Genomic DNA, 22,183 nt, shown 5'->3' with positions numbered 1-22,183 from the left:
CCTCTCGCCTACATACGAATTCACACCTCTCAGAACGGAGCCATCATGCCCCTCGACCCCGTCGCCTACCTCCCCTACAAGGACCCGGACGACTTCATCCGTGAGGTGACCGACCGCATCTGGGTCGAGCGCGACATCGACCACATCGTCGAGAACTACGAGCCCGACTCGATCGTCCACACCAGCCTCGGCACGGTCGTCGGCCGCGACGGGGTGATCGAGGGCACCACGATGCGGATCGGCAGCACGCCGGGCCACATCGGCCAGGCCGAGGACGTGGTGTGGGAGGCCCGCGGCGACGACGCGTTCCTCAGCTCGCATCTGGTCTTCTCCGCCGACGAGCACCTCGTCGACGGCCGGAACATCCGGATCCGCAAACGCACGATCGCCAACTGCCTCTACCGCCGCGGCCGGATGGTCGAGGAGTGGGTGGTCCGCGACGAACTTGCGGACTGTCTGCAGCGCGGCATCGACCCCGACGCTGCGGCCCGCGCCTTGCAGTTCCAGGGCTACAGCGGGTCCATGACCGAGGAGCCGCCCAAGGACGTGCTCCTGTCCGGCGTCAGCGGGCCGCGCCCGGACGAGTTCCGTCCGGAGTGCGAGATGGTGCTGGAGTTCATGGACGAGGTGTGGAGCCGTCGTCGGCTGCACAAGGTCAACGACTTCATGGCCCGCGACCTCTTCCTCCACACCGTCGGCGACCGCACCGTGATCCGGCCGGAGCGCTATCAGAGCGACCTGCTGGCCATGGTCGGTGCCTTCCCCGACGCCCGGTTCGCGGTGCGGGACATCCAGACCAACTACTCCGAGCGGCACGCGGGCCTGCGCATCGCCGTCCTGTGGACCATGCACGGCACTTACCGGGGTACGACGACCTTCGGCCCCCTCACCGGCCAGCCGGTCACGATGCTCGGCGTGTCCCAGTTCCTGGTCCAGGAGGGCCGCATCGTGAAGGAGTTCCGCGTCTACGACGAGATCTCCCTCCGCGCGCAGATCAACGCGGTCCGCGGCGACGGCCCCGATGTGGAAGCCAACATCTACTGACGCGGACGCGTGGCACGGCGACGCGATCCGAGAGCGGTGATGATGTTTACCGGGCGGCTGAGCGGCCAGGCGGATCCCCAGCACATGATGTCGACGCCAAGGGAGCGTGAGCGGGCATGACCGCCAACGAGAAGGCCAAGGCGAAGTTCGAGCAGGCCACCGGGGCCGCCGCAGCAGCCGCCGGACGCGCCGTGGGCAACGAGAGCCTCACGGCGAAGGGCCGCGCCCAGCAGATGAAGGGCGACGCCCGCCAGGCCAAGGAGAACACCAAGGACATCGGCAAGCACTAGTCACGGCGTCCCGGCTGACACAGTCGTGACAGACGTACGAGGGCGGCCCCGGTCCGGGGGCCGCCCTCGTACGTCTGTCTGCGCGCTCAGTCGGTTCCGTCGGCGGGACCGGCCCGGCGGAACTCCTCGTTCAGGCGCTGGGCCTCTTCGAGCTGGTCCTCGAGGATCACGATGCGGCAGGCCGCCTCGATCGGGGTCCCCTGGTCGACAAGCTCGCGAGCCCTGGCCGCGATGCGCAACTGGTATCGGGAGTAGCGGCGGTGCCCGCCCTCCGAGCGGAGGGGCGTGATCAGGCGTGCCTCGCCGAGCGCCCTCAAAAAGCCGGGGGTCGCGCCGAGCATCTCGGCCGCCCTCCCCATCGTGTACGCGGGGTAATCGTCATCGTCCAGCCGGCCGCTGAGCGGAGTATCTGCTGTCATTCCACCTCGATAGGTAACGCGTCAAGGGGGCCCTGGTGCCGTACGGCACCAGGGCCCCGAAGGAAATTCAACACCATCCGCCGACCCTGTCGCAGCACCGGCCTGCTGTTTCCGTACCCGACCCGCCAACCGTCGGGTCAACCGATCCTGTGTCTACGAGAGAAACCTTAGCGAACCCGATCGCCAATGTCTACTTTGGCGAGTGCAGGTTTTAGGCAACTAGGGCGGAAGATTCCGGGCGCTCCCCCGGTCGGGACCAGCGGTCGGGGCCGCCACCGCGGCTCGGCGGGGACCTGGGGAAGGTCTTCGGTCCGAATGCCGAATAGAATCTGCGGCCATGTCGAAGCCTGACGAACTGCTCACCGTGCTCGCTGCCACAGTCGAGTCCGAACAGAGCACACAGATGTCCCTGACGGTGGTCACCGGCGGCACTGTCATCACCGGTCGACTGGCACCCGAAGCCGTGTGGCGACAGCGCGTGTCGGAGGTCCTGAAGGACTCGGAGCGGCTCGGGCCGTTCTCGGTCGCCTTCACCGCGCTGGAGGCTCGGGTGGCCCCTGTGCCGCGCGGGGCGGACGAGGCGCCCACCCACCTGCATTTCCACGTCGCGCGCATCCTGCAAGGCACGATGGGGATCCCCGAGACGGGCGGCATGTACCGGGTGGCGATCTCGGACGTGAACGCGTGGACCGTCGGCGACTTCAGCTACTCCGACCACTGAGAGCCCAGCAACTGACGCACGGGCGCCGCCGACCGACCGGCGGCGCCCCTTCACGCCCCCTCTCACGCCCTGAACGGCACCTGTGGCGGCTGCGCTCATTCCGCGTGACGGGGAGAGGCGAGCGGCGCGATGCGGCTGTGCACGCGGAACCGGCCGATGGTGCTGCTCGCCGACGGCTGGAGGTGGACCGCCACCGGACCGGCGAAGGAGTAGCCCCGCTCCGCCGCGTGGCGCCGCACCGGGACGGCGAGATGACGGCCCACATCGGCGCCGTCCGCCGTCAGTTGATGATGGACCGGCGGGGGCACCTCGACGACGAAGGCGTTGGGCACCAGCACGCGCTCCCGGTCCAGGATCAGCGCCTGCTCGTCGCACTGCCGGCACAGTATGGAGACGACCTCACCCTGCTTCTGACGCGGGGGAAGCAGCAGCGTCCACAACGCGTTCGTCCAGCGCTCCATGGTCTGTTCGGCGGTGTCGACCAGTTTCATCGTGCTCTGCTGCCCGCGACCGGTGACCGGACACTCCCCCGATGGGGTGACGTGGCCAAGGAATGTCGTGAACCGTCAGCGGCGCAAGCGGCAAACAACCCCGCCGCAAGCACGTGGAGGGGCCCTGGTGCCATTGACACCAGGGCCCCGAAGGAATTGGTACGCCATCTGCCGACCTAGTACATCGGCCTTCTGTTTCCGCACGACCGTCCGTCATGCCGACGGGGATGCGGGGATCGCGAATGCGTGACCGGAGACCACCTGCCTATCGATGTCCTGCGGTACCCGGGTTCGGACGTCGGCCCGGGCGATCCTGACGGCGCTCGCTCCCTCCGTTCTTTCCCTCTGGGCCACTTGGTGGCCTGTACCTACTGAACTGATCCTGCGGTCTGCCGTGCGGCGGCCCCTGATCACTGCGGGCCGCCCGGTCCGATGGCCAGTCCCGTCGCCGTCGTACCTGCCTTGGCTTCGAAACTCCACCACCGCACCGTCATACGGGTATTGCTCCCCGACAGCTCGCGCTGCCGGGCCCTTCTCGATCTGACCTACAAGAGAAATCGTAGCCACGAGAGCATCCAATGTCTACCTCAGCCACGATAGATTTCTCGGCGCACCTCGGTGAGGTAACCCCTCCCGTCGGCCCCGGCACGCAGTGAGGGCCCGACCGGTGCGTCCGGTCGGGCCCTCACTGCTGTGTTCCGGGTTCTGTTAGCGCCGCGCGCCCGTCCCGTCGATCAGACCGATCGATCAGACCGACATCGAGGATCCCAGCATGTCGGAGGCCCGCTGGTACGGAGAGCCCACAGGAGCGGGCGCCGCCTCGACGGGTTCGGCGGCGGCGCGGCAGGTGAATCCCAGCTGGGCCATGGCGCGGAGGACTTCGCCCGCGCTGAAGTCACGTCGGTCCTGGCCCGTGATGAGCTGACCGACCTGCTTGACGGGGTAGTGGCGCCGCCCGATGATCACCGACTCCCCGGTGACCTGCTCGGGCCTGACGCCCTTCATCGTTTCAAGGACGCCGTTCTTCGTCAGGTCGAACGGGAAGCGAGCGATGACACAGCGCATGGGACCTCACAGGGAGAGAAAGAGGCAAAGCCTACCGGGTGACCGGGTTCAGCGGGCGAGGGCAAGAGCAGCGGGGGAACTGCCGTGTCCGCCGGTGATGTCACGCAGGCGGATCCGGTCCGTGTATCCGGAGCTGTCGCGGACGGCGGTGAGACAGGCCCGGGTGACCAGAGCGGTGCGCCGGCCGTCGTCGTCGCAGACGAGCAGATGACCGACGCCCGCACCGGACATGACGGACAGGGCGACCTCGACCGTCATGTCCTCCCACACCTGCGGACCGGCTTCCTCCGCGGCATCGTCCGTCGACTCGTGCACCAGGTCGGTACTCGCCGAGCGGAGATGCGGGCGGAGATGTATCTGAACCAACGTCAAAGGTGCCTCCTGCGGAGATGGGTTGGTTCTGGAGCGCGGAGCTGCTTACGCCGCGGCGTCGCCCGAGCGGCGTACGGGCGCGCGTCGCGCCGCCGACGCGGGGCGGCGACGGCCGCGCGAGGCGGAGCCGCGCTTCGGACGCTCGGCCGCCGGCTGGGCGATGACGACCGGGACGCCCGAGGGGGCCTGGGCGCCGGTGATGCGGTGCAGCTCCTCCTCGCCCGAACGGACCTGGGTGACCTGCGGGCGGATCCCGGCGTCCGACATGAGGCGGACCATGCTGCGCCGCTGGTTCGGGGTGACCAGCGTGACGACGCTCCCCGACTCACCGGCACGCGCGGTGCGCCCGCCTCGGTGCAGATAGTCCTTGTGGTCGGTCGGCGGGTCCACGTTGACGACGAGATCGAGGTTGTCGACGTGGATGCCCCGAGCGGCGACATTCGTGGCGACGAGCACGGTGACATGCCCCGACTTGAACTGCGTCAGGGTGCGGGTGCGCTGCGGCTGGGACTTTCCACCGTGCAGCGCGGCGGCCCGCACGCCGCTGTTGAGCAGGTCCTGGGTCAGCCGGTCGACGGCGTGCTTGGTGTCCAGGAACATGATCACGCGGCCGTCGCGGGCGGCGATCTCGGTAGTGGCCATGTGCTTGTCGGCTGCCTGGACGTGCAGCACGTGGTGCTCCATCGTCGAGACCGCACCGGCCGAAGGGTCGACCGAGTGGACTACCGGGTCGGACAGGTAACGGCGCACCAGCAGGTCGACGTTGCGGTCAAGCGTGGCGGAGAAGAGCATCCGCTGCCCCTCGGGGCGCACCTGGTCGAGGAGGGCGGTGACCTGCGGCATGAAGCCCATGTCGGCCATCTGGTCGGCTTCGTCCAGCACGGTGATACCGACCTGGTTCAACCGGCAGTCGCCGCGGTCGATGAGGTCCTTGAGCCGGCCGGGGGTCGCGACGACGATCTCGGCCCCGCCACGCAGCGCGGAGACCTGCCTGCCGATCGACATGCCGCCCACGACCGTGGTCAGCCGGAGCCGGACGGAGCGGGCGTACGGCGTGAGCGCGTCGGTCACCTGCTGCGCGAGTTCACGGGTGGGGACGAGGATCAGCCCCAGCGGCTGGCGGGGCTCGGCGCGCTGCCCGGCCGTCCGCGAGAGCAGCGCGAGGCCGAAGGCGAGGGTCTTGCCGGAGCCGGTACGCCCGCGGCCGAGTACGTCTCGGCCCGCGAGGGAGTTCGGCAGTGTCGCTCCCTGGATCGGGAAGGGGACGGACACGCCCTGCCTGCCGAGTTCGGTCAGCAGGGGCTCGGCCATGTCGAGATCGGCGAAGCCCTCCACGGCGGGAAGAGCCGGGGTAATCGTCTTGGGGAGGGCGAACTCGCCCTGCAGAGCGGCGGGCCGGCGGCCATAACCACCGGAACGGGCCGGCCGGTCCGAACGGCGCGGGGCGGGCGCACCGAAGCGGCTGCCGCCCTTTTCACTTCCGGCACCACCATTGCGGGTGCGTGCGAAACGGTCGTTCGTGCGTGTGCGGTTCATGTGGAACCTTTCCTCAATGCGGCGCACATCAAAGAATTTCTCCGGCGAAGAGCGGCGCAGAGAAGCACAAGACATGGACCGAATGGACGCGAAAGCGAGCCGGCCGGAGTGAAATCACCGCGGCTCAGGTGCTTGATGGGTGGCGCGATGCGGGCGCCTGCGGTCAGGATCCGGACACGGCAGCGACACTGCGGCAGATTCTCGGAGCCCGACGTCCCGCAGGTGGAACCACTGCGGGGAAAGTGCATGCAGCTGAGGCCCACACCCCGAAGGATGCGGGCCCCAGCTGCACGTGTGCGTAAGCGTCAGGCGGGAACGATGTTCTCGGCCGTCGGGCCCTTCTGGCCCTGCGCGATGTCGAAGGACACCTTCTGGCCTTCGAGCAGCTCACGGAAGCCCGAAGCCGAGATGTTCGAGTAGTGGGCGAACACGTCAGCGCCGCCACCGTCCTGCTCGATGAAGCCGAAACCCTTTTCGGCGTTGAACCACTTCACGGTGCCAGTAGCCATGTCAAATCTCCTTTGGGGCAGTACATCGGCATCCACACTGTGCGGATACCGTGTCGCCGCGATGATTACCCCGCCGGAAATGACCGGAGATACAAAAGTGCTCCTGGTGGCAAAGCCGACCAGGGGCACTTGAAGTTCGGGAACCACAACTGCAACTGAGATCGACAGTAGCACGCCACAAGGGGCCGCATGGGGTGGAGAATTTCACCTCGCCTGGTGCGCCAAAAATCCTCACCGCGGGCGTCGCCAAACCCTCATCCGGCGGTCTCAGATATTGATTGACTCGGAGCGCAGCATCGTCGAAAAAGGCGCTGCCCGCACGGAAAACGCGGGGTCCGTCCGCCGCCGAGCCGCAGGTGTGACGCAGTCTCCGGTCCACCACGCGGCGTCGGATGCGATCAGCGCGCCGGTCGCCCGGCACCGCCGGCCCGCCTGCGGGACCCGCCGCAGCACTCACCGAGCCGCTCGCGCCGTGGAGATTCGCCCATTCGGAGCCGTAGAGGGACCGCTTGCCACGTGGTGCGCGGTCGCCCCGTTATCCGTCGACCCCCGAGTGGCATAAGGCCCATAAGAAGATCATTCGTCTTTCCCTATTAGTTCGGGAGTGCTGTGTGATGCATATCCGCAGACAACTGCTGTTCATGGCGATCACGCCGGTGGCCATCGGAGTGGCCGCCTCGTCCGCCTGCGCCGACCCCCGCCCCGCTGCCCCCACCACGGCCGCGCGCCACCAGCCCGCGCCCTCCACCCGCACGGCCACGGTCGTCACCGAACTGAGCGCGCAGGAAGTCTCCGCCGGCTCCAACGCGACCCTGCAGGTGAAGGGACGGCTGGTGGAAGGGGACACCCTGCTCTACCCCCTGCCGAACCTGGCGGTTTCCGTGAAGATCAGCGGTGCCGACCGCACCGCCCCGCAGCGGTGCAACACCGCCACTACGCGCGAGGGCCGCTTCAGCTGCACGTTCCACGTCACGGCGCACACGACGACCACCGCCACTGTCATCTTCGGCGGCAATGCCCTCTTCTCCCCGGGCTCGGCCTCCACCAGCATCGGCAGCGCTGCCCAGCGCCCCCCGTCGCCGGCCACGACGCCCTCGCCGACCGCGACTCCTCCGGCTTCGCTTCCGGCCACGCCGACCGCCGTACCCGCACCCCTCAGCAACTCCCCCGCCGCCGTACTGACCGCGACAGCTCTCGGTGCGACCACGCGTCCTGCGCCCCTGCCGTCCGCGTCCACTAGGCCGACCGCATCCAGGTCATGACACCTACGGGTGTCGATGACCGGCCTGCCCCGGTGCGTCGGCGCCCGGGCTGAGAGCCCGGCGGGCACTGTCGTGTCATGCCGACTCTGTCTCAGACACGCCACCCGCTCCATTCGACCGTCCTGTCTCTCACCCTGGCCGCGGGGCTCTGCCTGGCTTCGGCAGGCGCAGCCACCGCGGCCGAGCACTCCGCGGCGCCCGGGGGACCGGCCACCGCGATCCAGATCCCGGACCCGGCCCCGGTCGCCGGCGGCCCGTCGTGGCGCCAGAAGTCGGTGGACTTCAGCCACGGCCGTATCAATTGCCGTGACACCGCGTCCGGCTTCGACGCCACCGGCGCCGCGTACTTCGAGCAGCGCCTCGTGACGGTGGGCGGGCCCGAAGGCTTCCGCTACACCGTCACCCGCTCGCACTCCTGACCCTCAGGGTGCCCACACAGACGTGTGCCCCGAAGTCATGGACTTCGGGGCACACGGGTCGGTCCGGCTCAGCGGCCGGACCGCACAGTGGACCGCGTCAGGAGTGCGAGCCCGTCGTGTTGCCGGCGGCGCCCGTCGGGCCCGCCACCTTCGTCGTGGTCACGAAGTACGCCTTGCCGTCCGGGGTGAAGCCACTGACGGTGGCCGACGTCCGGCCGCCATTGGCGTTCGCCGAGTTCTGCGCCTTCCCGTAGGCCGGGCCGCCGTCGTGGTCGTGGGCCGACGCGAGGCCGGCGGTGCCGATGACGAGGGGGGTCACGAGGGCACCGACAGCGACGTACTTGGCAATCTTGCGCATCTGTTGCGGTCCTTTCAGGGTTCGCCGGCCCAAGGCAAGCCCCGGCACCATTGCCAGGACTCGGCGGAACGAGCCACCTTCCGCCGCGATCGACCTTGCCGCCTCGATCTACAGCGCGCATCCGCTGACATCACTGTCCGTAGTGGTGATGCGAAGGCACTCCTCCCCAACACCCCGCTGAGCAGCGCAGACGCACGTAGAGACGCCCCCGGTACGATCAGCGGAATTCCCCCGCACGGCGGCTTCTGCCGCACATCGCGCTCGTCACGGCATCCCTTTGCGCGGCCCCGGCAGTCGACACAGACTCGAACCGCCCCCGGCCCACCGGCCCGGAGCCCCACCCCTCACCTGCCGGAGGATTCATGTCCCGCACCCGCAGAGGCGCCGCCCACATCCTGGCGCTCCTCGCCCTGACCACGGTCGCCGCCACTCTGGCGACCGGAACCGCCTCGGCCGACGACCGGCTCGACATCGTCGGAGCGACCACCACGAGCGACCGCGTCGACGTAACCGTCCGCTACCGATGCGACCCGCTCATGGGCACGGACACCCTCGGCATCGCTCTCGCCGACACCTCCGACGGCGGCATCTACTCCGCCACCGCCACCCCCGTCTGCGACAACAAGCTCCACAGGACGACCGTCTCCGCGGCGCGCAACGCCGGACCCGCCGCCGCGGCCGACACCGACGCCGTCATCACCGCCAGCCTCGGCATCAGCCCCGATCCCCACCTGTTCCCCACCGCCTCCACCCAGGCCACTCTGTCCTTGAAGCGCCAGGCCTGACCCACACCATGCAACTCCCGTGCCTGTAGCGGTAGTTGCTGGGGGCGGAGTCGATTGATCCAGGCTCCGCCCGACGCAAGGCACCTGCGGTGCAGGGGCAGTGACGCTGTCTCAGTTCCTGTCCACACCGCTACCTGGCAGGTCTGCGGGGGGGGTGGTCTCAACCCACCCGTGAATCTGTGTAGAGTGGGGACTACCGACGCGGGGTGGAGCAGCTCGGTAGCTCGCTGGGCTCATAACCCAGAGGTCGCAGGTTCAAATCCTGTCCCCGCTACGAAATGAAGGAGCCCGGCAGCCGCCGGGCTCCTTTTTCGTCATGGCTCTTCCGGGCCGTCCTCGTCGAGTTCGAACCACACCGTCTTGCCCTCCGGTTCGGGGCGGACGTTCCACTGGTGGGCCAACAGGTCGAGGAGGACAAGGCCGCGCCCGGAGGAGGAGAGTTCGCCCGGGGCGCGCCGGTGCGGGACGTCGTCGCTGCGGTCGGTGACCTCCACGCGCAGCCGCCGCCGACCGGGCGTGCCGCTGATACCGGCGCGCAGAACAGCGGCGTGTTCGGTGTGGACCAGGACGTTGCCGAGGAGTTCGGAGGCGAGCAGGACCGCTGTGTCGATCTGCTCCGGGCGTGCCCAGTCGTGGAGCAGTCCCTGGAATTCGGTCCGCGCGTCGCGCAGGGCCTGCGCCTGATCCTGTTCGAGGGTGAGGTGCAGGTGCCGTCCGGGGAGGTCCGCGTGGGTCGCGGAGGGATCACGGCGCAGCAGGAGCAGTGCGATGTCGTCCTCCGTGACGGAGGCGGGCCGGTCCCGCGTCGGCGGGGCCTGGGGGGCCACGACCGCGCTCAGCAGCCGGTCCGCCAGGCCGTCCAGGTCCTCGGGGCCGCCGGGCGACAGCGCATTGCGTACGCGCAGCCAGCCGGAGTACATGTCGTGGCCGCCGGACTCGATCAGGCCGTCGGTGCAGAGCATGAGGATCTCGTTCTCGCGCAGGGTGAGGACGTTGACCGGGTAGTTGTCCTCCGCGAGGTCGAGGCCCAGGGGCAGGCCGCCGCGCAGGTGCTTGAGCACGCAGGTTCCGTCCGGGAGGCGCAGCACCGGGTGGGGGTGCCCGGCCCGGGCGATGCGCAGGATGCCGGAGGCGGGGTCGGCCTCCAGGTAGATGCAGGTGGCGAAGCGGTCCTCGTCCAGCGCCGCCAGGAAGTGCGAGGCGCGGACCAGGACGGCGTCGGGGCCGTGGCCCTCGGCCGCGTAGGCGTGGATGGCCGTGCGCAACTGGGACATCAACCCCGCGGCCTGCATGTCGTGGCCCTGCACGTCGCCGATGACCAGACCGAGGCGCCCGTTGGGCAGGGCGAGGCAGTCGAACCAGTCGCCGCCCACCATGAGCCCTCCGCCGGTGGGGAGGTACCGGGCGGTGGTGGTGAGCCCGTCGACGCCGGGGCCGGTCCGGCCCATGCTGCTGCGCAGGCTCCGCGAGAGCGCGCGGTCGGCCTCGCCGGTGTAGGTCTGCTCGATGCTCTGGCCGAGCAGGCGGGCGATGGTCATCAGGAGGGCGCGCACGCTGTCGGTCATGTCGACCGGAGTGTCGAAAGCGGCCATCCATACGCCCGTGAGCTGGCCGTAGGTCATCAGCGGCAGGAAGGCCCAGGCCTGGTGCCCCTCGCGGTCGGCGAGCTGCCGGGTGGCGGGGAAACGAGCGTGGAACTCCTGGGGGGACTCCAGGAACACCGGGTGCCCGGTCTGCGCCACCTGTGCGCCCGGGTAGTCGCTTCCCAGCGGCACCCGGAAGGCATTGTCCTCACAGCTGCGGAAACCGAATTGGCCCACGCAGTGCAGAAGTTCACGGTCTGCCCGGAAGACCGCCTGACCGCACAGCGGCAGGGTGGTGTCGGCCAGCTGGGCGATCAGGGCCAGCGCCTCCCCCAGCGAGTCCGCGCGCGCCAGGGCGTGGCCTGTCACGAGCAGGTCGGCTCCACGGTGGCGCACCCGCGCCGACGCATCACCGGCCCCGCCTTCCGTCGGCCCCTCCAGCCGATTGAGGGCCTCGACCTGGCGCACCTCGGCGGCGTACTCCTCAGAACTGCCGTGCTCGCGCCCACCACCCACCTGCGGCACTCCCGTCTACTCGGCGCACTTCTCCGTCCCATGTTCCGCCGAGTGGATGCGAAGCGCCTGCTCGCCGGGGCCGGCCGGCTGCCTGCCGGGTGCGCGAACCCGTGTGCTCGTGTTCGGGGCCCTAAACCTGTTGTGGCCCGATTCGAGCCGGATGCGTGGACGTGGTCCTTGGGCATTGACCGGCCCGTGGCGCGGCGCGCGCGTCTCTCGTTGCTCGGTACATGGAGACCGACGACACCACTCCCCTGGCAGCCGCCCGGCCCACCGGCGCCTACTGGCTCGAGGCCCCGGCCATCCACCACGGCCTGTGCGGCTGTTGCCTCGACGAGGCGGAAACGTGTCGGCGGACTGCCGGATCGTTCCGCTACGCGATGATCGGGATGGCGTGCGCGCTGATCCTGACCGGCCTCGCGGTGGCCGTGGCCGGCTGACCGTCACGGGGCACGTGGCGGGCCCCGAACTGGTCCTGGCGGGGCGAGTGTTGAGGCGCGTGCGGTGCGAACGGCCGACTGCTGCATTTGGGGGAACCGCGTCCGCACGGAGGCGCGTATCCCGGGTTCTTCGGGGGCGGTGGACTAGTCGTGGTCGTATCCCCGACAGCTCCGACGAAGAGAGCCCCACCTGATGACGTCCTTGGAGAGCGCTGAGGCCCCGCCCGACGCAGCCGATTCGGAGGGTGCGCACGCGCGCCGCCCCGGTGCGATCGTGGTGAAGTGGCTCAGCACCACCGACCACAAGACGATCGGGACGATGTATTTGTCGACATCGTTCGCGTTCTTCCTCATCGGCGGGGTGATGGCGCTCTTCATGCGCGCGGAGCTGGCCCGCCCCGGCACACAGTTGATCTCGAACGAGCAGTTCAATCAGGCGTTCACCATGCACGGCACCGTCATGCTGCTGATGTTCGCCACGCCGCTCTTCATCGGCTTCACCAACTGGATCATGCCGCTGCAGATCGGCGCCCCCGACGTCGCGTTCCCGCGGCTGAACATGTTCGCCTACTGGATGTTCCTGTTCGGCTCGCTCATCGTGATCGGCGGTTTCCTCACCCCTCAGGGAGCCGCGGACTTCGGCTGGTTCGCCTACAGTCCGCTGACCGACACGGTGCACTCCCCGGGCATCGGCGGCGACATGTGGATCATGGGTCTCGCGTTCCAGGGGTTCGGCACGATCCTGGGTTCGGTCAACTTCATCACCACCATCATCTGCATGCGCGCACCGGGCATGACCATGTTCCGCATGCCGATCTTCACCTGGAACGTGCTGCTGACCGCCGTCCTGGTACTGCTCGCCTTCCCGGTCCTCGCCGCCGCGCTGCTGGCCCTGGAAGCGGACCGTAAGTTCGGCGCGCACGTCTTCGACCCCGCGAACGGTGGAGTCCTGCTCTGGCAGCACCTGTTCTGGTTCTTCGGCCATCCCGAGGTGTACATCATCGCGCTGCCGTTCTTCGGCATCGTGTCCGAGGTCATCCCGGTCTTCAGCCGCAAGCCGATCTTCGGATACTCCGGTCTGGTGGGCGCCACCATCGCCATCGCCGGCCTGTCGGTGACCGTGTGGGCGCACCACATGTACGTGACCGGCGGGGTGCTGCTGCCCTTCTTCTCGTTCATGACGTTCCTGATCGCCGTGCCCACAGGCGTGAAGTTCTTCAACTGGATCGGCACGATGTGGAAGGGCTCGGTGTCCTTCGAGACACCGATGCTCTGGTCCGTGGGCTTCCTCGTCACCTTCCTCTTCGGTGGTCTGACCGGCGTCATCCTGGCGGCCCCGCCGCTGGACTTCCACATCTCGGACTCGTACTTCGTGGTGGCGCACTTCCACTACGTGGTGTTCGGCACCGTCGTCTTCGCGATGTTCGCCGGATTCCACTTCTGGTGGCCCAAGTTCACCGGCAAGATGCTCGACGAGCGCCTCGGCAAGATCACGTTCTGGACGCTGTTCGTGGGCTTCCACGGCACGTTCCTGGTGCAGCACTGGCTGGGCGTCGAGGGCATGCCCCGCCGGTACGCGGACTACCTCGCGGCCGACGGGTTCACCGCCCTCAACACGATCTCCTCCATCTCGTCCTTCCTGCTCGGTCTCTCGCTCCTGCCGTTCCTCTACAACGTCTGGAAGACCGCCAAGTACGGCAAGAAGATCGAGGTCGACGACCCGTGGGGCTACGGCCGTTCGCTGGAATGGGCGACGTCCTGCCCGCCGCCCAGGCACAACTTCGTCACCCTGCCTCGCATCCGTTCCGAGTCCCCCGCGTTCGACCTGCACCACCCGGGCGTCGCCGCCCTCGACCAGCGGCAGAACACGCACGAGGCCGCGTCCTCATGAGCCCGGAGCAGGACGTCGAGTCCGGCATCCGGCAGGTGGAGGGCTATCTGCTGTGGACCTCGAAGGTGGCCGCGACGCGCACGCAGGCCGAGGACTTCACCCAGCAGCTCGAATGGCTCACCACGGCGCAGCGGGAGGAGATCGAGCGCGTCTTCACCGAGGAGCGCCTCGCCTTCCACAAAGGCGCGCTCGCGCAGCTCACGGCCCGCGCCCGTGAGCTGCGCGAGGAGTACGAGCAGCGCTATGCCCGGCTGAAGGCGCGCTGTCTCGGCGTGTGCGCGGGCGGGGTCGGCGCGGCCATCGGCCTGGTCTCGTACGTCGCCCAGAGGTGATCTGTGGGGCCGCGCGTCTTTCGGCGAACGCGCCGGACGCGCGGCCCCACGAGCCCTTTCAGTCCGCGACGACCACGCAGGCGCCGAGATGCCAGGTCTCGCCCTCCTTCGCGGAGAGTTCCAGGTCGATGTCCTTTCCTGACGCACCGCCGTCGAGGGGCACGCGGAGCCAGCGGAAGTCCCTGCCGTCGAGCTGCTCGCTCCGGGCCCGTTCGACTCCGTCCACGCTGATGATCAGTGTCCTGTTGAACGTGTTCGGGTCGCCGGTGAGGAGGTGGGCCGTGTGCCGTCCGGCCGGCACCTTCAGCCGCAGTACGGTCGGCGCGGCGGAACGGACGTAATCGCGTCGCAGGACGTCGAGCAGCCCGGTGTCGGATGCCTCCGGCGCGGTGCCGACCCAGCCGAACTCAGCCCCGTCGCTCCACTTGTCGGCGGGCGAGAGACGCGTATAGCCCTGGAGGAGCGCGGAGGAGGGTGTACCGGCGTCCAGGGCGTGCACGCACCGGGCGGCGGGCGGGGTGACCACGGCCTGCACCATGCCGAGGCGGGAGGAGCCGAGGACGGGCACCTCGCCCGATGCCGGTCGGGCGTAGATGCGGGCGAGGGCGGGGGACGCCGGCGGGACGACCGTCACCGCTGCCGTCGCCGCCTCCCGCGACGCGACATAGACGGTGGCCGACTCGGAGCGCCAGCCCTCGGGCACCTCGATCGAGGTCACCGTGCGCAGCCCCGAGCCGGTCGCGTTGGCGACCTCCACCGGCACGGTGTTGGGTTCACCGGCGAACAGCACGGAGTCGACCGGGTGGATCGCTGCCTGGATCCAGTCGCGGTGTTCGTCCCGGATGCGGCTCAGGCCGAACCAGTAGGCGGCCAGGGTGTCCCGCCACTGGGTCGCCGCGTCGATCTGCTCGCCGAACACCTCGTCGACGTCTTTCGAGCGCCGGCGATCGACGCGGCCGTGCAGTGCTTTCCAGGCTTCGCGCATCTGCCCGACGCGCTCCGCGCCGGAGAAGTGGGTGTCGTAGACGTGCTGGATGACGGTCGTACCGTCGTCGAGGCGGTGGGTGTAGGGCACGTGGTGGAGGAAGAGCAGCAGTTCCTCGGGGCAGTCCACCAGCGACTCGTAGGCGTCGCGGATCGCGGGTGCGTACAGCTCGGTGTAGCCGTCACCGGTGGCGGCGGTCCGGTCGTAGCCGATGCCCGTGCCGTCCGAGCGGTGGAACTGGGTCGTGGTGGTCGGACTGGCGTCGAAGTGGCCGGTCACCGAGCCGTCCGGCGGATGCGTCAGGTATCCCACGCCGAGGGGCGACGTGTAGTCCTCGTAGGTGCGCCAGGAGTTCAGGAGGAGGTCCCGCACGGTGTCGACGACTTCGGAGTCGTTGCCGAAGGTCATCCGGGTCCACTCGGCGGCCAGCTCCTGCGCGGACAGGTCGGGGTTCCACGCGAGTCGGCCGTAGCCGTGGGTGTTGGCGGCGGCGAGGTGGGAGCCGGTCCAGTTCCTGGCGTCGCCGAAGTTCATCACTCCCGCGAACCCGTGGTGGGTGTAGGAGTGGACGCGACCGGTGACGACCCGTGCCACGGTGCTGTTCTCACCGGCCTTGAGCGTGTCGAAGTCCAGCACCTCCTTCCACTGCGGAACGAGATAGCACAGGTGGGTGGCGTGCCCGGTGTACTCCTGTGTCACCTGCAGCTCGATCATCGAGTTCGTGTGCGGAAGGGACCCGAACAGGGGGTGGGCCGGCTCGCGGACCTGGAAGTCGATGGGCCCGTTCTTGATCTGCAGCACCGCGTTGTCCGCGAACTTCCCGTCCAGCGGCACGAAGTCGCGGTAGCCCTGGCGGTCCCACTCCTTGTCACTGTCGTGGACGAAGGCCCGCCACATCACGACACCGCCGTGCGGTTTCAGCGCACCGGCGAGCAGGTTCGCGCCGTCGGCGTGGGTGCGGCCGTAGTCCAGTGGCCCCGGACGGCCCTCGGAGTTGGCCTTCACGAGGAAACCGCCGAAGTCCGGGATCGTGCGGTAGATCTCCGCCGCCTTCTTCTCCCACCACGCCTGTACGTCCGTATCGAAGGGGTCGGCGGTGTCGAGTCCGCCCAGGTCGATGGGGGCGGCGAAGTTCGCGGTGACGTGGAGCGCGATCCCGTAGGAACGCAACACACCTGCCAGTGCGGCGAGTTTGCCGAGGAACGGTGTGCTCAGGTAGTCGGAGCTGGTGTTGACGTTGTTGATCACGGCGGCGTTGAGGCCGAGCGAGGCCAGCGCCCGCGCCCAGTCCGTGTACCGCTCGTCCAGCTCGGGGAGGCGGTCCCAGTGGAAGAACGACCGGCCCGCGTAGCCGCGTTCGATCGATCCGTTCTCGTTGTCCCAGTGGTCGGCCACCCGCAGCTGCGCGGCCGGTGACTCGGTGATGTCCACGCCGTCGACCGGTCGACGGGTCTGCACGAGGCGCAGCAGGTGGAAGGCGCCGTACAGCACGCCGCGGTCGGCTTGCGCCGCGATGACGGTGCTGGTTCTGCCGTGCTTCGTGATCTGCCGGATGATGTAGCCCTCGTCGCCCAGCTCGCTGAGATCGGCGGCCGGTACGAGCGAGCGGATCAGCGCGGAGCCGGCCGGGGTTCCCACGATCAGGGCCGCACCGGACGGGGCGGTGGAGCGGGGTGCCGGCCGTGTTCCCAGCAGTCCCTCCAGGCCGCGGACCAGTTCCGCGACCGCGGATCTCTGGACGGCGCCGCCCCCTTGCCACACCAGGGAACTCAAAGCGGCCCGATACCGCTTGAGTTGGTGGGCGTCCTCCACCGGGCGGTAGCGCAGCCAGAGTTCGTAGCCGTCCTCTGCCTCGAGTGTGTTCGTGGCGCTTTCGGCGGCGGGCTGCGTCTCCCGTAAAGAAGCCGATGCCGAGGCCGGTGTGGAGAGGACGAGTGGGGCCGCCGCGCTTGCCAGGCCCGCCGCCGCCAGGACGCTGCGACGACGTATGTCCGCGCTCATGATTCTCACTTTCCGTCGAGGAACGAACAGTGCACACAGAGCTGTTGAGCGTTTCGGGTGCATCGACAGACAGGCAGACAGAGAGACAAGCAGACAGGCGCCAACACACCCGAACACAAAGAAACATGAGGCTGCGCGGAAAGGGAACACCCGTGCAAAGTTCCACACACGGGCTGTCGGGTGCTCAGGGCGCCGAGCCGACCTGATCCGTACTGCGGGTGTGGTCCGAATTCGAGGAGGTGATCACCTCGGAGCGGCGGGTGCCCCGGTCCATGAAGCCCCCCGTGAAGGCGAGGCCGAGTCCGGCCACGGCGAGTGCCGCGCCGACGAGGTTGGGAGAGGCCCAGCCCCAGCCCGCCGAAATGGCCAGGCCGCCGAGCCAGGCGCCACCGGCGTTGGCCAGGTTGAAGGCGGAGTGGTTGGAGGCCGCCGCCATGGTCGGGGCCTTCTCCGCCTTGGCCATGAGCAGCATCTGGACGGGTGTGGTGATGAGGGAGCCCATCGCCCCGATGAAAGTGATCGTGATCAGCGCGGGCACGGTGCTGTGGACGGTGAAGTAGAACGTCACCAGCGCCACGGCGAGCAGCGCCATCCCCGCGTACAGCGTCGGCCGCAGGGCGCGGTCCGTGAGCGGGCCCGCGATCAGCGTGCCGAGCGTCATGCCGACGCCGTAGAGCGCGAGGACCAGCGTGGTCGAGGTGTCGGAGATGCCCGTCACGTGCGTCAGCATGGGCACGAGGTAGCTGTAGACGGCGAAGAATCCGCCGAAACCGACGACCGCCGTGGCCAGGCCGATCACCACCTGCTTGTTGCCCATCGCCCGCAGCTCGTGCCGGATTCCGGACTGCTTGCCGCGGGGCTGGTGCGGCACGAAGAAGGCCAGCGCGGCAAGAGCGACGACCCCGATGACGGCGACCGCCCAGTAGGCGGACCGCCAGCCCAGGTGCTGCCCGAGGGCCGTGCTCGCCGGCACGCCGACGATGTTCGCGACGGTGAGCCCGAGGAACATCTTCGATACGGCGCGTGCGGCCCGTTCGGGGGCGACCAGCCGGGAGGCGACGACGGCGCCCACGCCGAACAGCGCTCCGTGCGGCAGGCCCGCCAGGAAGCGCGCGGCGAAGAGCAGACCGAAGTTGGGAGCGAGCGCGGAGGCGATGTTGCCGACCACGAACAGACCGGAGAGGAGCAGCAGAAGTCGCTTGTGCGGGACGCGGGCGCCGATGCCGGTCAGTACGGGGGCGCCGACGACGACACCGAGAGCGTAGGCCGAGACGAGATTTCCGGCGTGCGGCACGGAGACATTGATGCCGTCGGCGATCTGGGGCAGCAGCCCCATCGTGGCGAACTCGGTCGTGCCGATGCCGAACGCGACAACAGCCAGGGCCAGTAGGGCCAGCGGCATGGTGCAGGAGACCTTTCGAAGACAGCGGTCCGTGAGCAGGGGGCCGGGCCCCGTTGCCCGGCGGCGCCTCATGGAGGGGCAAGCCCTCAAGGATGCAGCAGCGCCGCGGACACGCGCATTCCAAGATCGGCCCCCGCCTGCCAGTGACCTCGGTCACCCTTGCGCCAGTCTTGTCCCGCTGATCTGGGAGGTTCGGCGTCAAGCGGGTACACGACCGGACATGCACACTCACAGCCATTACGTACTGGCCGCCGCGGGCGGCTCCTCGCTGATCTTCGTTGTCGTCGGCATCGTCGTGGTCCTCGGCCTCATCGCCATGGTCGTCTTCGGACGGCGGCGCACGGCCCGCCGCACCCAGGCGACCACTCCCGCCCCCGGTGAGCAGCCGGTCCGCGCCGAGGCCCAGCGCGGCACCACCTGGCAGACCCCGGACGACGACCCCGAGCAGGGGCACCCCCGCCCCTGAGGCCCCATGCCGACGCGCGGGGCCGCCGTTCGGAGACGAGCTCTCAGGCGGCCCGCGCCAGGCAGTCCTCGACCACCTGCTTGTCCAGGGCGGCCCGGACCAGCGCCGCCGCCACCTCGCCGCGCGGCGCGTCGCCCGCGAGGCCGATCAGCGCGGCCGGGTCCTTGGGCAGTCCCAGTCGTTCGGCGCCCTGAATCGTCTTCGCGTCCAGATAGGGCGCGTACTCGGGCCAGACGTCCTGCACCTCGCGCAGGAAGATGTCCGCTCCGGTCGGGCCGAGGCCGGGTGTCCGGCGCAGCAGCGCGCGCACCGTGTCGACGTCGCCGTCCGCCTGCTCGCGCACCGCCCGCAGATCGCCGCCCCACTCGTCGAGCAGCAGCTGGGCGCCGTCGCCGAGCTGGGTGGCGGTCCGCTCGTCGTAGCGTCGGTATCCGCCCTCCCCCAGCGCGTCGACGCGCTGCTGCCACGTCGCGTCGACCATGCGCCGTGGATCGCGCAGGCCCGCGTCGTACAGCGCTCGCGCCGTCGCCACCGCGACGGAGGCCCGGATCCGGGCGCTGAGCAGACCCGCGAGAACCAGGGTCCGGTACAGCGGCTGAGGGGTGTTCTTGAGGTGGATTCCTGCCTCGGCGGCATAGGTCTGCCCGTGTCCGCGGAGGAGTTCCCGCATCACGTTCTTGTTGCTTGCCCTGTTGTCGGTCATGACTTCGCTTGCTCCCTGACGACGTCGGTCGGCTTCTTGTCGTCCCGTAGTCCCTGATAGCGGGGATGGCGCAGCATGCCGTCGCGCGTCCACTCCGAGAAATCGATCTGCGCCACGAGGCGCGGCCGCGCCCAGTGCGCGCCGCTCTGTACGACCCGGCCCGCGAACGGCGACGCGGCCACGTGGAGCCCGTCGAGCTTCTCCCGCAGAGCGAGCAGGGTCCGCCGGTCGAACCCGGTACCGACCTTGCCCGCGTAGCGCAGCAGCCCGTCCTCGTAGTAGCCGACGAGGAGGGCACCGAGCCCCTCGCGGCTGCCCGCGGGCTCGGTGAAGCCGCCCACCACGAACTCCTGGCCCTGCGTGCACTTCAGCTTGAGCCAGTCGTCCGAGCGGCGCGTCCGGTACGTGCTGTCGGCCCGCTTGGCGATGAGTCCCTCCCACCCGCGCCGACACGCGTCCGCGAGGAGTTCGGGGCCGCCCTCGTTGCGGTGGGCGGTGAACCGCAGCGGCGCCCGGAACGTCATCGCGCGTCGCAGCAGGGACTTGCGGTTGCGCAGCGGCAACCGCCGCACGTCGGCGCCGTCCAGCCGCAGCAGATCGAAAACGTAGTACGTGACGGCGACCTTGCTCGCCTCGACATCGGCGCGCCGGGTGAGTCCCATGCGCTGCTGAAGTCGGCCGAAATCCGTCCGCCCGTGCGCGTAGGCGACGATCTCGCCGTCGACGGTGAAGTCCGCGCAGTCCTGCGCGGCGAGCGCGTCGACGATCTCCGGATAGGTGGCGTCGAGCCGGCGTCCCGACCGCGACCGGAGCGTGACGTCACCGTTCTCCCGCACCGCGAGCACCCGGATGCCGTCCAGCTTCCGCTCGAAGACCCAGCCCGCGGGGAAGTCACGGCGGTCGCTGAGCGTCGCCAGCATCGGGGACGCGGCAAGTTCGACGCCCGGCGCCGCGGCACGTGTACGTCCGTCAAGGTCGGGCGGCAACGTTTCCAGCAGGCCGGTCATTTCTGCCCACCGCCGTCCGACTCCCAGGTCGGCGCGTCGGGCGCCTGGGCGACCTGACGCAGCGTGCGGCCGCTGCGGACCGAGCGGGCCCGCCGCGGGTCGGGGGTGCCGCGTCCCGAGCCGCGCCCTGCCCGGGACGCGGACCCGGTTCTCACGAGGAGCCAGGTCGGTTTCCCCGCCGAGCCACCGCTCTTCTCCTCGCGGCTGTGGAACCGGGTGAGCGCGTACTGTCCGCGCAGCTTCTCGCCGTGGAGCTCGAACGTGACGTGCCCCTTCTCCAGGGCCTCCCCGAACGGCACCGAACGGTTCCTCTTGTCGTGGCTGGTCGACCGGTACGTGCCCCGGTCCCAGACGATCACCGTTCCGCCGCCGTACTCGCCCCGCGGGATCACCCCCTCGAAATCCCGGTACGTCATGGGGTGGTCCTCGGTGGGGATGGCGAGCCGCTTGTCGTGCGGGTCGGTGGACGGGCCCTTCGGCACCGACCAGGACTTGAGTACGCCGTCGACCTCGAGGCGGAAGTCGAAGTGCATCGTGCTGGCGTCGTGGATCTGCACCACGAACAGGGGGTCGTCGGACGCTGACGGCGCGGCACCTGCTTCTGCCTCTGCTTCTGCTTCTGCCGCGTGCTCGCCGCTCGGCTCACCGGTCCTGTCGAAGTGACGCTTCCCGCGGTAGGTCCGCAGTCCGTCCTTCTGGCCGTCCTCCCGGCCGTCCATCTGGCCGTCCTTCTGGCTCACGACGCCTCCTCTGCGTGGTCAGGCGGCCCGCCCCTGTCCGGCGGGCTGGGCGGCGTGGTCACGGACCGCCGCGCAGCTGCGGGTGATGAGGCGCGAGACGTGCATCTGCGAGATGCCGATGACCTCGGCGATGCGCGCCTGGGTCATGTCCTCGAAGTAGCGGAGGTAGAGGATGCGGCGCTCGCGTTCAGGCAGGTATTTGAGCCCGACCTTGGCGGCTTCCCGGTCGGCGACGAGGTCGTAGCCGGACTCGGACGTACCGAGGGTGTCGGCGAGGCTGAATCCGTCGTCCGCGGCGCCCGTCTCGGCGTCCAGGGACAGCGCGCTGTAGCTCTCCAGCGCCTCCATCCCGTCGCGCACCTCGTCGCAGGTGAGCCCGGTGTGCTCGGCAAGGTCGACGATGGTGGGTTCACCGTCGCCGCCGGGCCCGTTCATGAGGTCACGGCGCGCGACGCGGACCTTGTTGCGCAGGTCCTGGACGCGGCGGGGCACCCGCACGTCCCAGGTGTGGTCACGGAAGTGCCTGCGCAGTTCTCCGGTGATCGTGGGGACCGCATAGGGCTCGAAGGCGCCGCGCTCGACGTCGTACCGCTCGACGGCCTTCACCAGGCCCATGGCCGCGACCTGCTCCAGGTCCTGCATGTTCTCGCCCTTGTTGCGGAACCGCCTGGCCAGGCGGTTCGACATCGGCAGCCACGCCTCGACCAACTCTTCGACCAGCAGCTCGTGTTCCGGCCCTGCGGGGCTTTCGGCCATGTGCACAAACGTCTGCTCGGTGTCGGGGGCATCGTCGTGCGGGTGGTGAGTGGCCATCGAGAACTCGCTCCTCAACGCTTGAAAGCAAAA

24 protein-coding genes and 1 tRNA gene are annotated in these 22,183 nt (G+C 69.3%); 11 read left to right on the top strand and 14 right to left on the bottom strand.

The annotated features are described in order from the left end of the window. The first annotated feature begins 45 nt into the window (after positions 1-45). Positions 46-1,044, top strand: coding sequence for an ester cyclase (locus ACIREE_RS25820; protein WP_404156613.1), 999 nt, complete (start codon positions 46-48; stop codon positions 1,042-1,044). Positions 1,045-1,160: 116 nt separating this feature from the next. Beyond that, positions 1,161-1,334: a CsbD family protein gene (locus ACIREE_RS25815; protein ID WP_404156610.1), complete on the top strand. Its 174-nt coding sequence runs from the start codon at positions 1,161-1,163 to the stop codon at positions 1,332-1,334. An 86-nt stretch (positions 1,335-1,420) separates the two neighbouring features. Here the strand turns inward: ACIREE_RS25815 and ACIREE_RS25810 are convergent, their stop codons facing one another. After that, on the bottom strand, positions 1,421-1,753 hold the full coding sequence (locus ACIREE_RS25810; protein ID WP_404156607.1) for a MerR family transcriptional regulator: 333 nt from the start codon (positions 1,751-1,753) through the stop codon (positions 1,421-1,423). A 337-nt stretch (positions 1,754-2,090) separates the two neighbouring features. Between ACIREE_RS25810 and ACIREE_RS25805 the strand changes: the two genes are divergently transcribed. Then, positions 2,091-2,474, top strand: coding sequence for a hypothetical protein (locus tag ACIREE_RS25805; protein ID WP_404156604.1), 384 nt, complete (start codon positions 2,091-2,093; stop codon positions 2,472-2,474). A 95-nt stretch (positions 2,475-2,569) separates the two neighbouring features. Here the strand turns inward: ACIREE_RS25805 and ACIREE_RS25800 are convergent, their stop codons facing one another. The 5 genes from ACIREE_RS25800 to ACIREE_RS25780 form a co-directional block, all read right to left on the bottom strand. Continuing rightward, a complete protein-coding gene (locus ACIREE_RS25800) occupies positions 2,570-2,965 on the bottom strand; it encodes an FhaA domain-containing protein (RefSeq protein WP_404156601.1) in 396 nt (131 codons plus the stop codon). A 747-nt stretch (positions 2,966-3,712) separates the two neighbouring features. Continuing rightward, the gene (locus tag ACIREE_RS25795) at positions 3,713-4,030 is read right to left on the bottom strand and encodes an SCO5918 family protein (RefSeq protein WP_404156598.1); all 318 of its coding nucleotides are present in this window, start codon (positions 4,028-4,030) and stop codon (positions 3,713-3,715) included. 48 nt (positions 4,031-4,078) lie between these two features. Beyond that, the gene (locus tag ACIREE_RS25790) at positions 4,079-4,402 is read right to left on the bottom strand and encodes a CBS domain-containing protein (protein ID WP_404156595.1); all 324 of its coding nucleotides are present in this window, start codon (positions 4,400-4,402) and stop codon (positions 4,079-4,081) included. A gap of 45 nt (positions 4,403-4,447) precedes the next feature. Beyond that, entirely contained in the window at positions 4,448-5,938 is a 1,491-nt protein-coding gene (locus tag ACIREE_RS25785) for a DEAD/DEAH box helicase (protein WP_404156593.1), read from the bottom strand. A 305-nt stretch (positions 5,939-6,243) separates the two neighbouring features. Further along, positions 6,244-6,447: a cold-shock protein gene (locus ACIREE_RS25780; protein WP_030680625.1), complete on the bottom strand. Its 204-nt coding sequence runs from the start codon at positions 6,445-6,447 to the stop codon at positions 6,244-6,246. 614 nt (positions 6,448-7,061) lie between these two features. Here ACIREE_RS25780 and ACIREE_RS25775 point away from each other — a divergent pair. After that, entirely contained in the window at positions 7,062-7,709 is a 648-nt protein-coding gene (locus tag ACIREE_RS25775) for a hypothetical protein (protein ID WP_404156591.1), read from the top strand. A gap of 77 nt (positions 7,710-7,786) precedes the next feature. Next, positions 7,787-8,128, top strand: coding sequence for a hypothetical protein (locus tag ACIREE_RS25770; protein ID WP_404156588.1), 342 nt, complete (start codon positions 7,787-7,789; stop codon positions 8,126-8,128). A gap of 97 nt (positions 8,129-8,225) precedes the next feature. On the opposite strand, the gene ACIREE_RS25765 is transcribed toward ACIREE_RS25770, so the two are convergent. Continuing rightward, the gene (locus ACIREE_RS25765; protein WP_404156585.1) at positions 8,226-8,486 is read right to left on the bottom strand and encodes a hypothetical protein; all 261 of its coding nucleotides are present in this window, start codon (positions 8,484-8,486) and stop codon (positions 8,226-8,228) included. 362 nt (positions 8,487-8,848) lie between these two features. Here ACIREE_RS25765 and ACIREE_RS25760 point away from each other — a divergent pair, with 362 nt between their 5' ends. Together ACIREE_RS25760 and ACIREE_RS25755 are read left to right on the top strand one after the other, a co-directional pair. Further along, positions 8,849-9,271 (top strand): hypothetical protein, encoded by a 423-nt coding sequence (locus tag ACIREE_RS25760; protein WP_404156583.1) that lies wholly within the window; start codon positions 8,849-8,851, stop codon positions 9,269-9,271. A 200-nt stretch (positions 9,272-9,471) separates the two neighbouring features. Then, positions 9,472-9,545: transfer RNA gene (locus ACIREE_RS25755), tRNA-Met, on the top strand. Between the two features lie 40 nt (positions 9,546-9,585). On the opposite strand, the gene ACIREE_RS25750 is transcribed toward ACIREE_RS25755, so the two are convergent. Beyond that, entirely contained in the window at positions 9,586-11,370 is a 1,785-nt protein-coding gene (locus ACIREE_RS25750) for a SpoIIE family protein phosphatase (protein WP_404156580.1), read from the bottom strand. 230 nt (positions 11,371-11,600) lie between these two features. Between ACIREE_RS25750 and ACIREE_RS25745 the strand changes: the two genes are divergently transcribed. The 3 genes from ACIREE_RS25745 to ACIREE_RS25735 all read left to right on the top strand — a co-directional run bounded on the left by ACIREE_RS25745 (position 11,601) and on the right by ACIREE_RS25735 (position 14,033). Further along, positions 11,601-11,810: a hypothetical protein gene (locus ACIREE_RS25745; protein ID WP_404156577.1), complete on the top strand. Its 210-nt coding sequence runs from the start codon at positions 11,601-11,603 to the stop codon at positions 11,808-11,810. 193 nt (positions 11,811-12,003) lie between these two features. Further along, positions 12,004-13,701: a cytochrome c oxidase subunit I gene (gene ctaD, locus ACIREE_RS25740; protein ID WP_404156575.1), complete on the top strand. Its 1,698-nt coding sequence runs from the start codon at positions 12,004-12,006 to the stop codon at positions 13,699-13,701. Next, on the top strand, positions 13,698-14,033 hold the full coding sequence (locus ACIREE_RS25735) for a hypothetical protein (RefSeq protein ID WP_404156573.1): 336 nt from the start codon (positions 13,698-13,700) through the stop codon (positions 14,031-14,033). The genes ctaD and ACIREE_RS25735 overlap by 4 nt, the downstream gene beginning before the upstream one ends. A 58-nt stretch (positions 14,034-14,091) precedes the next feature. On the opposite strand, the gene ACIREE_RS25730 is transcribed toward ACIREE_RS25735, so the two are convergent. After that, positions 14,092-17,019 (bottom strand): alpha-glucuronidase family glycosyl hydrolase, encoded by a 2,928-nt coding sequence (locus ACIREE_RS25730; RefSeq protein ID WP_404156570.1) that lies wholly within the window; start codon positions 17,017-17,019, stop codon positions 14,092-14,094. Positions 17,020-17,203: 184 nt separating this feature from the next. Beyond that, positions 17,204-18,421 (bottom strand): MFS transporter, encoded by a 1,218-nt coding sequence (locus ACIREE_RS25725; RefSeq protein WP_404156567.1) that lies wholly within the window; start codon positions 18,419-18,421, stop codon positions 17,204-17,206. A gap of 220 nt (positions 18,422-18,641) precedes the next feature. On the opposite strand from ACIREE_RS25725, the gene ACIREE_RS25720 reads away from it, so the two are divergent. Beyond that, a complete protein-coding gene (locus ACIREE_RS25720) occupies positions 18,642-18,887 on the top strand; it encodes a DUF6479 family protein (protein ID WP_404156564.1) in 246 nt (81 codons plus the stop codon). 43 nt (positions 18,888-18,930) lie between these two features. On the opposite strand, the gene ACIREE_RS25715 is transcribed toward ACIREE_RS25720, so the two are convergent. The 4 genes from ACIREE_RS25715 to ACIREE_RS25700 are packed head-to-tail and all read right to left on the bottom strand — an operon-like array spanning position 18,931 to position 22,150. After that, the gene (locus ACIREE_RS25715) at positions 18,931-19,590 is read right to left on the bottom strand and encodes an endonuclease (protein ID WP_404156561.1); all 660 of its coding nucleotides are present in this window, start codon (positions 19,588-19,590) and stop codon (positions 18,931-18,933) included. After that, a complete protein-coding gene (gene ligD, locus ACIREE_RS25710) occupies positions 19,587-20,597 on the bottom strand; it encodes a non-homologous end-joining DNA ligase (protein WP_404156559.1) in 1,011 nt (336 codons plus the stop codon). Before ligD ends, ACIREE_RS25715 begins: the two co-directional genes overlap by 4 nt. Then, a complete protein-coding gene (locus ACIREE_RS25705; protein WP_404156937.1) occupies positions 20,594-21,316 on the bottom strand; it encodes a DNA polymerase ligase N-terminal domain-containing protein in 723 nt (240 codons plus the stop codon). Before ACIREE_RS25705 ends, ligD begins: the two co-directional genes overlap by 4 nt. 39 nt (positions 21,317-21,355) lie before the next feature. Then, positions 21,356-22,150 carry a SigB/SigF/SigG family RNA polymerase sigma factor gene (locus ACIREE_RS25700; RefSeq protein ID WP_404156556.1) on the bottom strand — a complete coding sequence of 265 codons (795 nt, stop codon included), beginning with the start codon at positions 22,148-22,150 and terminating at the stop codon, positions 21,356-21,358. Positions 22,151-22,183 lie beyond the last annotated feature (33 nt).

This window comes from Streptomyces sp. NPDC102467, assembly GCF_044765445.1.
Taxonomy (GTDB): domain Bacteria; phylum Actinomycetota; class Actinomycetes; order Streptomycetales; family Streptomycetaceae; genus Streptomyces.
The sequence above is the reverse complement of the archived record's forward strand: the minus strand, read 5'-3'. Positions and strand labels throughout refer to the sequence as shown.

Coding starts and splice junctions, on each gene's coding strand:
- ligD (WP_404156559.1), bottom strand. CDS start 20,597: ATGACCGGCCTGCTGGAAACGTTGCCGCCCGACCTTGACGGACGTACA.
- ACIREE_RS25805 (WP_404156604.1), top strand. CDS start 2,091: ATGTCGAAGCCTGACGAACTGCTCACCGTGCTCGCTGCCACAGTCGAG.
- ACIREE_RS25745 (WP_404156577.1), top strand. CDS start 11,601: ATGGAGACCGACGACACCACTCCCCTGGCAGCCGCCCGGCCCACCGGC.
- ACIREE_RS25700 (WP_404156556.1), bottom strand. CDS start 22,150: ATGGCCACTCACCACCCGCACGACGATGCCCCCGACACCGAGCAGACG.
- ACIREE_RS25815 (WP_404156610.1), top strand. CDS start 1,161: ATGACCGCCAACGAGAAGGCCAAGGCGAAGTTCGAGCAGGCCACCGGG.
- ACIREE_RS25780 (WP_030680625.1), bottom strand. CDS start 6,447: ATGGCTACTGGCACCGTGAAGTGGTTCAACGCCGAAAAGGGTTTCGGC.
- ACIREE_RS25770 (WP_404156588.1), top strand. CDS start 7,787: ATGCCGACTCTGTCTCAGACACGCCACCCGCTCCATTCGACCGTCCTG.
- ACIREE_RS25705 (WP_404156937.1), bottom strand. CDS start 21,316: ATGGACGGCCGGGAGGACGGCCAGAAGGACGGACTGCGGACCTACCGC.
- ACIREE_RS25820 (WP_404156613.1), top strand. CDS start 46: ATGCCCCTCGACCCCGTCGCCTACCTCCCCTACAAGGACCCGGACGAC.
- ACIREE_RS25715 (WP_404156561.1), bottom strand. CDS start 19,590: ATGACCGACAACAGGGCAAGCAACAAGAACGTGATGCGGGAACTCCTC.
- ACIREE_RS25800 (WP_404156601.1), bottom strand. CDS start 2,965: ATGAAACTGGTCGACACCGCCGAACAGACCATGGAGCGCTGGACGAAC.
- ACIREE_RS25810 (WP_404156607.1), bottom strand. CDS start 1,753: ATGACAGCAGATACTCCGCTCAGCGGCCGGCTGGACGATGACGATTAC.
- ACIREE_RS25735 (WP_404156573.1), top strand. CDS start 13,698: ATGAGCCCGGAGCAGGACGTCGAGTCCGGCATCCGGCAGGTGGAGGGC.
- ACIREE_RS25785 (WP_404156593.1), bottom strand. CDS start 5,938: ATGAACCGCACACGCACGAACGACCGTTTCGCACGCACCCGCAATGGT.
- ACIREE_RS25720 (WP_404156564.1), top strand. CDS start 18,642: ATGCACACTCACAGCCATTACGTACTGGCCGCCGCGGGCGGCTCCTCG.
- ACIREE_RS25725 (WP_404156567.1), bottom strand. CDS start 18,421: ATGCCGCTGGCCCTACTGGCCCTGGCTGTTGTCGCGTTCGGCATCGGC.
- ACIREE_RS25765 (WP_404156585.1), bottom strand. CDS start 8,486: ATGCGCAAGATTGCCAAGTACGTCGCTGTCGGTGCCCTCGTGACCCCC.
- ACIREE_RS25760 (WP_404156583.1), top strand. CDS start 8,849: ATGTCCCGCACCCGCAGAGGCGCCGCCCACATCCTGGCGCTCCTCGCC.
- ACIREE_RS25730 (WP_404156570.1), bottom strand. CDS start 17,019: ATGAGCGCGGACATACGTCGTCGCAGCGTCCTGGCGGCGGCGGGCCTG.
- ACIREE_RS25775 (WP_404156591.1), top strand. CDS start 7,062: ATGCATATCCGCAGACAACTGCTGTTCATGGCGATCACGCCGGTGGCC.
- ctaD (WP_404156575.1), top strand. CDS start 12,004: ATGACGTCCTTGGAGAGCGCTGAGGCCCCGCCCGACGCAGCCGATTCG.
- ACIREE_RS25795 (WP_404156598.1), bottom strand. CDS start 4,030: ATGCGCTGTGTCATCGCTCGCTTCCCGTTCGACCTGACGAAGAACGGC.